General features: G+C 48.7%; 10 protein-coding genes. 9 read left to right on the top strand and 1 reads right to left on the bottom strand.

The genetic code is table 11. From position 1 onward, the window contains the following. The 9 genes from LDL40_RS04940 to lpxC all read left to right on the top strand — a co-directional run. Positions 1–547 (top strand): cyanophycin synthetase (locus LDL40_RS04940; RefSeq protein ID WP_300994048.1); only part of this gene is annotated, 547 nt, incomplete at its 5' end. Continuing rightward, positions 544–1,743, top strand: a complete 1,200-nt coding sequence (gene ftsW / locus LDL40_RS04935; RefSeq protein ID WP_300994047.1) for a putative lipid II flippase FtsW — start codon at positions 544–546, stop codon at positions 1,741–1,743. The genes LDL40_RS04940 and ftsW, both read left to right, overlap by 4 nt. Further along, a complete protein-coding gene (murG, locus tag LDL40_RS04930; RefSeq protein ID WP_300994046.1) occupies positions 1,736–2,851 on the top strand; it encodes an undecaprenyldiphospho-muramoylpentapeptide beta-N-acetylglucosaminyltransferase in 1,116 nt (371 codons plus the stop codon). Before ftsW ends, murG begins: the two co-directional genes overlap by 8 nt. Further along, entirely contained in the window at positions 2,848–4,290 is a 1,443-nt protein-coding gene (murC, locus tag LDL40_RS04925) for a UDP-N-acetylmuramate--L-alanine ligase (protein WP_300994045.1), read from the top strand. Before murG ends, murC begins: the two co-directional genes overlap by 4 nt. A gap of 3 nt (positions 4,291–4,293) precedes the next feature. Continuing rightward, the gene (locus tag LDL40_RS04920; protein ID WP_300994044.1) at positions 4,294–5,208 is read left to right on the top strand and encodes a D-alanine--D-alanine ligase; all 915 of its coding nucleotides are present in this window, start codon (positions 4,294–4,296) and stop codon (positions 5,206–5,208) included. A gap of 29 nt (positions 5,209–5,237) precedes the next feature. Beyond that, positions 5,238–5,981, top strand: a complete 744-nt coding sequence (locus LDL40_RS04915) for a cell division protein FtsQ/DivIB (RefSeq protein WP_300994043.1) — start codon at positions 5,238–5,240, stop codon at positions 5,979–5,981. After that, complete coding sequence (gene ftsA, locus LDL40_RS04910) at positions 5,959–7,194, top strand: cell division protein FtsA (protein WP_053424145.1); 1,236 nt, start codon at positions 5,959–5,961, stop codon at positions 7,192–7,194. Before LDL40_RS04915 ends, ftsA begins: the two co-directional genes overlap by 23 nt. Before the next feature lie 37 nt (positions 7,195–7,231). Next, positions 7,232–8,416 carry a cell division protein FtsZ gene (gene ftsZ, locus LDL40_RS04905; protein WP_300994042.1) on the top strand — a complete coding sequence of 395 codons (1,185 nt, stop codon included), beginning with the start codon at positions 7,232–7,234 and terminating at the stop codon, positions 8,414–8,416. 104 nt (positions 8,417–8,520) lie between these two features. Then, a complete protein-coding gene (gene lpxC, locus LDL40_RS04900; RefSeq protein WP_300994040.1) occupies positions 8,521–9,432 on the top strand; it encodes a UDP-3-O-acyl-N-acetylglucosamine deacetylase in 912 nt (303 codons plus the stop codon). On the opposite strand, the gene LDL40_RS04895 is transcribed toward lpxC, so the two are convergent. Next, positions 9,429–9,905, bottom strand: coding sequence for a DUF721 domain-containing protein (locus LDL40_RS04895; protein WP_300994039.1), 477 nt, complete (start codon positions 9,903–9,905; stop codon positions 9,429–9,431). The genes lpxC and LDL40_RS04895 overlap by 4 nt on opposite strands. Positions 9,906–10,000 lie beyond the last annotated feature (95 nt).

Below are 10,000 nucleotides of genomic sequence, written 5' to 3'. Positions count from 1 at the left end.
GCGTGATATGAGCATAGTGGGGTTACATAATCAGTTTAATGCTTTAGCCAGTTGCGCTTTGGCGCTAGCTGCAGGAGCAACTCGTGATGGCTTAATTGAAGCATTAAAAACCTTCGTTTCTTTGCCGCATCGTTGTCAGTTGGTGGCAAACCACAAGGCTGTGCGTTGGGTTAATGATTCGAAAGCGACCAATGTCGGCGCGACTCTGGCCGCTATCGCAGGTTTAAGACCCGAAGTGTCAGGCAAGCTGATTTTAATCGCAGGTGGCGATGGCAAAGGCGCTGATTTCAGCGAACTGGCCCAGGTATTAAATCGCGATGTTGATCTGTTAATTACTTTAGGACAAGACGGTCCTGCTATTGCTGCGCTCAAAGCGGGCAGTATTGAAGTGAAAGATTTAGTGACTGCAGTAAAAGCTGCAGCTCAACTGGCCAAAGCCAATGACCTGGTATTGCTATCTCCAGCCTGTGCCAGTCTGGATATGTTTAAAAACTACGAGGACCGTGGTCAGCAGTTTGCTGCCGCTGTACAGAAGGTGTGGTTATGAGGCAAATGCTGCTGAACCTTATCCCTTCCCCTACAGCTGCACTGGCTCAGTGGTGGCAACGTGACGAGGCTAACAGCTACGATAAAATATTCCTGGTGTTGCTGGCTCTGGTGTTAGGCGTTGGCATCATTATGGTGACAAGCGCTTCAGTGCCTGTGGCAGAGCGTTTGCACGGTAACCCGCTGCATTTCACTGTGCGCCATATGGTGTATTTATTGATTGGTTTTGCTGCGGCTTACATGGTGCTGAATGTGCCGGTGTCCTGGTGGCACAACACCAATATTTTGTTACTGATGATGGCACTGCTGGCCTTAGTGGCAGTGCTTGTGATGGGTAAAAACGTCAACGGTTCAACGCGTTGGCTGGTGTTGGGGCCTATCAATATCCAGGCGGCAGAGCCTGCGAAATTATTCTTTTTTGTCTACCTGTCCAGCTATCTGGTGCGTAAGCACGAAGAAGTCAGAGAAAATATTAAGGGCTTTATCAAGCCTTTGATCATTCTATTTATTCTCGCAGTTTTACTCTTGATGCAGCCGGACTTAGGCACAGTAATTGTGATGTTTGCGACTTCAGTGGTCTTGCTGTTTTTAGCTGGCGCTAAGTTATGGCAATTCTTCTGTCTGATTTTTACCGGTTTAGCTGCCATAGGTGTGTTGATTGTGTACAGCGAATACCGCTGGCGTCGCGTCACTTCCTTTTTAGACCCCTGGGCCGATCCTTTTGGCAGTGGTTATCAGCTGACTCAATCGCTGATGGCTTTTGGCCGAGGCAGTTGGTTAGGCCAGGGCTTGGGCAACAGCGTGCAAAAACTGGAGTATTTACCTGAAGCTCATACCGACTTTATTTTTGCGGTGATAGCTGAAGAAACTGGCCTGATTGGCGTGTTTTCTGTGCTTTGTTTGTTGTTTTTACTGGTCAGTCGCGCTTTATGGATAGGCAATAAGGCTTTGTTTAAAGGCATGAGTTTCCATGGCTTTTTGGCCTATGCGCTGGCGATTTGGATAGGTTTTCAAACCTGCGTTAATGTCGGTGTGGCCAGTGGTGTGTTGCCAACTAAAGGGTTGACTTTGCCTTTCATCAGTTCGGGCGGCAGTAGTTTAATCATCATGTTAGTGGCAGCAGCTTTGCTGATTCGCATTGATTTTGAAGTACGACTGAAAGGTCGTCATGCCATCAGCGGAGGTCCTCATGCCTGAGCTGAAACAAACTGGTCAGCAGGAGCAAAAAAACGCGCTTATTATGGCTGGCGGTACGGGCGGGCATATATTTCCGGCGAAAGCTGTGGCTGAACTGTTAAAGCAGCATGGCTGGACTATTCACTGGCTGGGTACGGCGGATCGGATGGAAGCGACTTTGGTGCCGCAGTTTGGTTTCCCGTTTCATAGCATTGCCGTGGCCGGCTTGCGCGGTAAAGGTTTAAGAAGCTTATTAAAAGCCCCTTTGATGTTGTGGCGCTCTGTCAGTCAGGCTCGGGCCTTAGTTAAACAACTGAACCCTGAACTGGTGTTAGGTTTTGGCGGTTATGCCAGTGGCCCAGGTGGTTTAGCGGCCTGGTTAGCAGGCAAACCTTTAATAGTGCATGAGCAAAATGCGGTCGCAGGCACCACTAACAGATTATTAGCCCGTATTGCGAAAAAAGTGTTAGTGGCATTTCCACAAGCTTTTGCTGATCGCAAAGACAGATTAGTAGTGGGTAACCCTGTGCGTGCTGAAGTGCTTGCCGTATCGGCACAAAAGCAGCTTCAGGAGCCAACAAAAGCTTTAAAAGTGTTAGTAGTAGGCGGCAGTTTAGGCGCGCAAGTGTTTAATCAACAGTTACCTGCTCTGTTTGCTCAGGCCTCGCGTTTTGGTGCGCTGGAAGTGCGGCATCAAACGGGCAAAGCCATGGAGCAGCAAGTGCAACAGGCTTATGCGGCTTTGCCGGAATTAACAGCTAGTGCCAGCGCTTTTATCGAAGACATGGCCGCTGCTTACACCTGGGCCGATTTAGTCATTTGCCGCGCAGGTGCTTTAACTGTCTCTGAAGTGGCTTGTGCTGGTGTAGCGGCGGTTTTTGTGCCTTTGCCATCCGCTATTGATGACCACCAAACAGCCAATGCCAGTTGGCTGGTACAAAAACAAGGGGCAGTGTTGCTGCCACAAAGTGAATTCAGTAAAGGTGCTTTATTGCCTTTGCTTCGGTCCTGGTTGCAGGACAAAAGTGCGCTGCGTCACTTGGCAAATAATGCCCGCAGAACTGCAATTGATGATGCCGCAGAACAAGTAGTGAGAGTCTGTGGTGAAGTAACAGGTATGACTAAATGAGCAACCAACAAAATAAAAATGCAATGCGCAGGGTAGAGCGGATCCATTTCGTCGGGATCGGCGGCGCTGGTATGGGTGGGATTGCCGAAGTATTAGTCAATGAAGGTTATAAAGTATCAGGTTCAGATATAGCGCCCAACCCTGTGGTCGACCGTCTTGCCGCTCTAGGCGCCTGTATTGTCATTGGTCATAAAGCGGAGAATATTGAGGGCGCCAGTGTAGTAGTGGTCTCCAGCGCCATCAAAACCGATAACCCTGAAGTGGCGGCCGCTATTGAACACCGGATTCCGGTGGTACGCAGAGCGGAAATGCTGGCAGAATTAATGCGCTTCCGTCATGGCATAGCTATAGCCGGTACGCACGGTAAAACCACCACTACCAGTTTAATAGCTTCGATTTTTGCTGAAGCAGGTACAGACCCTACTTTTGTGATCGGCGGCTTATTGAATTCCGCTGGCACTAATGCCCGCCTTGGCGCTGGTCGTTATTTAATAGCTGAAGCAGACGAAAGTGACGCGTCCTTCCTGCATTTGCAACCTATGGCGTCAGTGATCACCAATATCGAAGCTGATCATATGGAAACCTACCAGGGTGACTTTGAAAAAATGAAAGCCACTTACCTGGAGTTTTGCCATAACCTGCCATTTTATGGTGTTGCAGTGATGTGTATTGACGATGTTGTAGTGCGTGAGTTGATACCGCAGATCGGCCGTTTTGTCATTACCTATGGTTTTAGTGAAGATGCAGATTATGTCATCAGTCACTTTAGCCAAAGTGGTACTCAAAGCCACTTTGTCATCACAGATAAAGCTGGGGTGGTCAGTTCGATCGAATTGAATTTAGCGGGCCGTCACAATGCGCTAAATGCCACTGCAGCATTTGCGGTAGCAAAAGACGAAGGCATAGCAACGGATGCCATTTTAGCTGCGCTGAAAAAATTTGAGGGCATAGGCCGGCGTTTTGAGCAATACGGTGAGTTTGAGACTGGTCGTGGCAAAGTGCTACTGGTTGATGATTATGGTCACCATCCAAGCGAAGTGGCAGCCACTTTAGCTGCTGCGCGCAATGCCTGGCCGGAGCGCCGGATTGTGATGGCTTATCAGCCACACAGGTACACCAGAACCCGTGATTTGTATGAGGACTTTGCCAAAGTGCTGTCCTCTGTTGATTTATTGTTATTGCTGGAAGTATACGGAGCAGGTGAAGCCGTTATTCCGGGAGCAGACAGCCGCAGTTTATGTCGTTCTATCCGCGCCCGTGGTCAGCTTGACCCGATTTATGTGGCCACGCCTGCCGACTTACCTGCAGCTTTAGCCGACGTACTGCAGGACGGTGATGTGTTACTGACCCAGGGTGCTGGCAATATAGGTGCGCTGGCCAAGCAACTGGCGGCCGCTAAATTAGCAATTTCTGCATTAAAACCAAACGAGGGAGCTTGAAGTATGAGCAGCAAATTTGGCAAAGTAGCTGTACTGCTGGGGGGAACCTCAGCTGAACGCGACGTATCGTTACGTTCAGGCGCTGCCGTGTTAGCGGCTTTGCAAAAGCAAGGTGTCGACGCCCATGCTTTTGACCCAAAGGAACAGCCATTAAGTGCTTTGACTGCTGCTGGTTTTGACCGTGTATTTATAGTTCTGCATGGCCGTGGTGGTGAAGACGGTACTATGCAGGGGGCCTTGCAGTTAATGGGCTTGCCTTACACCGGTAGCCGCGTCTTAGGTTCAGCTTTGGCGATGGATAAAATCCGTTGCAAATGGCTGTTTCAGGCTCAGGGTCTGCCTACGGCAAAATTTTTAGTGGCGCAAGCTGGAAAACAACTGAATTATCAGGATATTTTGCAGCAATTAGCTGGTAAAGTGATGGTGAAACCAGCCAATGAAGGTTCCAGCATCGGCATGAGTGCAGCGAGCACTGCTGAAGAACTGGAACAAGCCTTAGCGCTGGCTTTTAAGTACGATACGGATGTACTGGTTGAACAGTGGATCCAGGGCCGCGAATTTACTGTGACAGTATTAAATGGTAAGGCGTTGCCAGTCGTAGAAATGCGTACACCCCGCTCTTTTTATGATTATGAAGCCAAGTATCAGTCCAATAGCACAGAATACCTTTGTCCTGCGCCTTTAACTGCCGATCAGACTGCTGTGTTACAACAAGCCGCTGCCGCAGCTTTTACTGCAGTAGGTGCATCAGGCTGGGGTCGCGTTGACGCCATGCTGGACGAACTGGGCAACTTTTATCTGCTGGAAGTGAATACTGTGCCAGGTATGACAGAGAAGTCTTTGGTACCTATGGCGGCTAAAGCTGCGGGTTTAACTTTTGAGCAGTTAGTTTTACAGATTTTAGAACAGACCTTATGACAAAAAATGGCAAGACAGTTAAAACACCAATGAACAAAGCCTTCTGGGCTGGTGTACTGTTTTTCTGTTTTTCTGTCTGGTTTGTTTGCTGGTTAGGTTATCAGATCTGGCTTTGGAGTCAGGATCAACAAAGTGCTCCTATCCAGCAGGTGAAGGTCTATGGCGATTTTTCCCAGATCCAGCCGGCAGGTTTAAATCAAAAACTGCAGCAACAGTATCTGGGTAACTTTTTTAATTTGAACGTGGATCAGGTGCAGCTGTTTCTGCAGCAACAACCCTGGGTAGCTCAGGCAGCCGTGCGCAAACAATGGCCTGATACGCTCGTGGTGGTGGTGACTGAACATAAGCCAGTCGCGATATGGAATGACCATTATTTACTCAACCAACAAGGTCAGGTCTTTGTCGCTCCTGTCGCTGAACTAAAACAGCCATTACCAAAGTTACAAGGTCCGGACGGGGCCGAGCAGGATGCACTGACCATGTTCAATCAATTGAATCAGATGTTGCAGGTGCACAGCCATGCTGCGACTGGACTCACAGTGTCAGCCCGTCAGGCCTGGCAGTTGAATTTAGCAGAGGGCATTCAATTGACTCTGGGCCGGGAAGATACGGCAAAGCGGGTGCAGCGGTTTATCGATTTGTACCCTGTGATTAGTAAACATAAAACTCAGGCAGTCGCCGAAGTTGATTTGCGTTATGACACTGGCGTCGCTGTACGCTGGGTCGAAACGCCAGAACAAAGAGAACAAGATGACAAAGTCGACAGAACGTGATCTTATCGTTGGCTTAGATATAGGCACAGCACAGGTAAAAGCCTTAGTGGGTGAAATTACCGCTGATAATCAATTGAGTATCGTAGGTGTAGGTACTCACGTAGCACGTGGCATGGACAAAGGCGGAGTCAACGATCTGAACCTGGTGGTGCAGTCCGTGCGTCGCGCCGTGGAAGAAGCCGAACTGATGGCAGATTGTCGTGTGTCTTCTGTGTATTTAGGTATTACCGGTAAGCATATTCGTTGTCAGAACGAGAGTGGCATGGTGCCTATTAATGACGCCGAAGTGACAGCTGAAGATGTGATCAATGTGATTCATGCGGCCAAATCAGTGCCTATTTCAGCTGAGCGTCGCATGTTGCATGTGTTGCCACAGGAATTTTCAGTCGACATGCAGGAAGGTATTAAAAGCCCAATCGGTATGTCTGGAGTGCGGATGGAAGCCAAGGCTCACATCATCACGTGTGCCAATGATATGGCAAAAAATATCGAAAAATGTGCGGAGCGCTGCGAGCTGCATGTCGACCAGCTGATTTTCTCGTCTTTGGCATCCAGCTATGCCGTGCTGACGGACGATGAAAAAGAGTTGGGTGTCTGTGTGGTCGATATGGGCGGCGGTACTATAGATATCTCGGTCTTTACTAATGGTGCTTTGCGCCATACCGCGGTGATCCCTGTGGCTGGTAATCAGGTCACCAGCGATATTGCCAAAATCTTCCGCACGCCTTTAGGCCACGCCGAAGATATTAAAGTGCAATACGCCTGTGCGCTGCGCAGCATGGTAGGTAAAGAAGAAAACATTGAAGTGCCAAGTGTGGGTGGTCGTCCTGCCCGCAGCATGTCACGCCACACCCTGGCTGAAGTGGTAGAACCGCGCTACCAGGAGTTATTTGAACTGGTGCTGGAAGAGATTCGAAGCAGCGGTCTGGAAGAACAAATTGCCGCTGGCATAGTGCTGACTGGTGGTACCGCCAAAATGGAAGGTGCGATTGAGTTTGCTGAAGACGTGTTCCAGATGCCGGTGCGTTTGGGTTATCCGATTGGCATTACAGGTTTAAGAGAATATGTACAGGACCCGGCCTACGCTAGCGTAGTGGGTTTACTGATTTATGGAAAAGACATGCGGACCCAGCAGAAAAAAGCTGTCGCTGCCCGCGAGTCAGTCGGCGGCATGGTGAAACGACTCACCAGCTGGTTTAAAGGCGAATTTTAACTTTTTTGAGTAAGCGTACTAAAACGGAGAGAGAGCTATGTTTGAGTTAATGGAAAACCACAGCGAAGAAGCTGTCATTAAAGTCATAGGTGTTGGTGGTGGTGGCGGTAACGCTGTTGAGTATATGGTTGCAAGCAACATCGAAGGTGTTGAATTTATTGCAGCTAATACCGACGCGCAGGCGTTACGTAATTCGTCAGCTCATATGACGTTGCAATTAGGTGCTGGTGTGACTAAAGGTTTAGGCGCAGGTGCTAATCCAGAAGTGGGCCGTAAGTCGGCAGAAGAAGACCGTGAAACCATCAAGAAAACGCTGCAAGGCGCAGACATGATCTTTATCGCGGCCGGCATGGGCGGTGGTACTGGTACTGGTGCTGCTCCTATAGTGGCTGAAGTCGCCCGCGAAATGGGGATCCTGACTGTGGCTGTTGTCACTAAGCCATTCCCGTTTGAAGGTAAAAAGCGTTCTGCTTATGCGGACGAAGGTATTGCTGAACTGGCAAAACACGTTGACTCTTTGATCACTATTCCTAACGACAAGTTATTAAAAGTCTTAGGCAAAGGCACCAGCTTGCTGGACGCGTTCAAAGCGGCCAACAACGTGCTGTTAGGTGCAGTGCAAGGTATAGCTGAGCTGATTACCCGCCCTGGCCTGATTAACGTCGATTTCGCCGACGTGCGCACAGTAATGTCGGAAATGGGTACTGCCATGATGGGTACTGGCCGGGCTTCAGGTCCAGACCGTGCTGAAGAAGCGGCTGAACAAGCCATTTCCAGCCCATTACTGGAAGATATCGATCTGTCTGGCGCTAAGGGTATTCTGGTGAATATCACTGCTGGTCTGGATATCAGCATTGAAGAGTTTGAGACTGTGGGTAATGCGGTGAAAGCATTTGCCTCAGAAAATGCTACTGTTGTAGTAGGCGCTGTGATTGATCCTGATATGTCTGACGAACTTCGTGTCACTGTGGTTGCCACTGGTATAGGTGCTGAACGTAAGCCTGACATCAGTCTGGTGCCAACTCACCGTCATGAACCAGTACGTTCAGCGCACGTTTATGGCAGTGCTGGTACAAGCTACTCGCATCAGGGTAACGCGGCCCGTGATCTGTCACAGGCTCAGCTGGAAGCCCCGGTAGCACAAAGCAAACCTGTAGCGGAAAAACAAGCGAACATCGATATTTTCGATATTCCGGCGTTTTTACGTAAACAAGCTGACTAATTTTTTAGTCAACTGACAAAAGGCTCAAAGGTTGGCATAGCTGGTCAGCTATGTTATGCTTCGCCGCCATTTTGGTTTTGTTCAATATTTGAACAGGAAAAAATATGATTAAACAACGTACCATTGCAAAATCAATCAGCTCGATCGGGGTGGGTTTACATAAGGGAGAAAAGGTTACGCTTACTCTCCGGCCTGCTCCTGATAATACCGGTATCGTCTTCCGGCGTGTCGATCTGAACCCGATCGTTGATTTTAAAGTTACCCCTGAATTAGTGGGTGACACTGTAATGTGTACGTGTTTGATCAACGACCAGGGCGTGCGCCTGTCCACTACCGAGCATTTAATGGCTGCGGTAGCGGGTTTAGGCATTGATAACCTGTTTATCGAAGTAGACTCTGCCGAAATTCCAATTATGGACGGCAGCGCCAACCCTTTTGTGTATCTGTTACTGGAAGCCGGTATCAGCGAACAGAAAAAAGCCAAGAAGTTTATCCGTATTAAACAAAAAGTTCGGGTGGAAGACGGTGATAAGTGGGCTGAGTTTGTCCCTCACCACGGTTTCCGCATGGACTTCGCCATTGACTTTGATCATCCTGTGATTTCTGAGACCAAACAACGTCTGAAGCTGGACTTCTCAGCTGCGTCTTTTATTAAAGACATCAGCCGTGCCCGTACTTTTGGTTTCCTGCAGGACATTGAATACTTACGCGCCAATAATCTGGCGTTAGGCGGTAGTTTTGATAATGCGGTAGTGCTGGATGAGTTCCGGGTGTTAAACCAGGACGGTCTGCGTTACGAAGACGAATTTATCAAACACAAAATTCTGGATGCTATCGGCGATTTATATATGGCAGGTTATAGCATTCTGGGCGAGTTCCGTTCTTATAAAACGGGCCACGCTTTAAATAACCAGCTATTGTCCGCAGTGCTGGCTGAACAAGCCAACTGGGAATTTGTCAGCTTCGACAAAGAAGCGCAAATGCCGATATCTTATCTGGCTCCCCAGTTAGCTTAAGTTTTCGGGGCAGGGCGAGGCTTTTGAGCCAGCTCTGCCAGCCTTTGTAGTTTCTGCTTTAATTCACCATCACTGTTTTGTGCTAAAGCCAGTAAATACACAGCTGCTTGTTCAGATATTTTAGGTCCTTCAGTTTTGATTTCTTCCGCTTTGACATACTGCAGCTGGGTATTGGGTGACACTTCTATGTCAATACCTGCCAAATCCGGCAAGATTTTCTGGCGAAAATTGTCTAGAATGGCCTCTCTTTGCATTTTCAGCCGGGTCGCCCAGGCTGGAGATTGGCATAAAATAATTAAGCGCCCAGCTTTTATGGTACTAATTTTGCAAAAACCGGTTGGATCCAGTTGCAGAAACTGCGCTAATTCGGTATTAAGTTGGCGCAACAGATCGGCGTGCTGCATGGTCGACAATAAAGTGCTTTGTTGCAGCAACTGGCTTAGATCCATTGGTTTCTGAGAATAGCGCGCCATCTTAACTTATGAATTTATACTGAGGTTGCATGAGTGTAACAGTTTTCTATCGTGGCAAACACCGCCACTTCAGCTTTGGCAGCACGCCATCGCAA

Origin of the sequence: Rheinheimera sp. (assembly GCF_020217005.1) — a bacterium.
Classification (GTDB): Bacteria; Pseudomonadota; Gammaproteobacteria; order Enterobacterales; family Alteromonadaceae; genus Pararheinheimera.
The sequence above is the reverse complement of the archived record's forward strand: the minus strand, read 5'-3'. Positions and strand labels throughout refer to the sequence as shown.

Coding starts and splice junctions, on each gene's coding strand:
- ftsW (WP_300994047.1), top strand. CDS start 544: ATGAGGCAAATGCTGCTGAACCTTATCCCTTCCCCTACAGCTGCACTG.
- murG (WP_300994046.1), top strand. CDS start 1,736: ATGCCTGAGCTGAAACAAACTGGTCAGCAGGAGCAAAAAAACGCGCTT.
- murC (WP_300994045.1), top strand. CDS start 2,848: ATGAGCAACCAACAAAATAAAAATGCAATGCGCAGGGTAGAGCGGATC.
- LDL40_RS04920 (WP_300994044.1), top strand. CDS start 4,294: ATGAGCAGCAAATTTGGCAAAGTAGCTGTACTGCTGGGGGGAACCTCA.
- LDL40_RS04915 (WP_300994043.1), top strand. CDS start 5,238: ATGAACAAAGCCTTCTGGGCTGGTGTACTGTTTTTCTGTTTTTCTGTC.
- ftsA (WP_053424145.1), top strand. CDS start 5,959: ATGACAAAGTCGACAGAACGTGATCTTATCGTTGGCTTAGATATAGGC.
- ftsZ (WP_300994042.1), top strand. CDS start 7,232: ATGTTTGAGTTAATGGAAAACCACAGCGAAGAAGCTGTCATTAAAGTC.
- lpxC (WP_300994040.1), top strand. CDS start 8,521: ATGATTAAACAACGTACCATTGCAAAATCAATCAGCTCGATCGGGGTG.
- LDL40_RS04895 (WP_300994039.1), bottom strand. CDS start 9,905: ATGGCGCGCTATTCTCAGAAACCAATGGATCTAAGCCAGTTGCTGCAA.